The organism is Mesorhizobium sp. M7A.F.Ca.CA.002.15.2.1 (assembly GCF_003998715.1).
In the GTDB taxonomy this organism is placed as follows: Bacteria; Pseudomonadota; Alphaproteobacteria; order Rhizobiales; family Rhizobiaceae; genus Mesorhizobium; species Mesorhizobium ciceri.
This window is the reverse complement of the sequence record NZ_RZPI01001281.1, coordinates 1-437: the sequence shown is the minus strand read 5'-3', so window position 1 is coordinate 437 and position 437 is coordinate 1. Positions and strand designations below refer to the sequence as shown.

Sequence of the window (437 nt, the reverse complement as noted above, 5' to 3'; positions counted from 1 at the left end):
CCCCAATGCCTTCGAAGCCGGCCAGATCGTGCTCCGCGCCCGCGCCGCCAATCCCGCTATCAACGTCATCGCCCGTGCCCATTCCGATGCCGAGGTCGAACATCTCAAGGGTTTGGGCGCCGATACGGTGATCATGGGCGAGCGCGAGATTGCGCGCGGGATTGTGGAAGAAGTTCTCGGTTCCAAACCGGAGTTGAGGCGCGAAACCGCCGAGCCGTCGGTGGCCTGAGTCCCAAAGCCCAAGCTGCACTCTCGCACGCTGGCAACGTGATCGGCTCGACCACCCTTTCAAGCGAGCATCACGCCACGAATGCAGAGCCGCCATTTTGCGCGATACCGCTGAGGTATTTGGCCGGCGGATTCCCAAGCGCCTTCTTGAACATGGTGATGAAGGCCGTAACGGAACCATAGCCGAGATCGCCCGAGACCTGCTGGAC

Annotated in this window: 1 protein-coding gene and 1 pseudogene; one reads left to right on the top strand and one right to left on the bottom strand. The window is 62.0% G+C overall.

All coding sequences use genetic code 11. The features are described from left to right. The coding region (locus ENZ74_RS34140; RefSeq protein ID WP_206522426.1) for an NAD-binding protein at positions 1–229 on the top strand (229 nt) is incomplete at its 5' end. A 70-nt stretch (positions 230–299) separates the two neighbouring features. Here the strand turns inward: ENZ74_RS34140 and ENZ74_RS35610 are convergent. After that, positions 300–437, bottom strand: a pseudogene (locus ENZ74_RS35610) (AraC family transcriptional regulator); the annotation flags it as partial.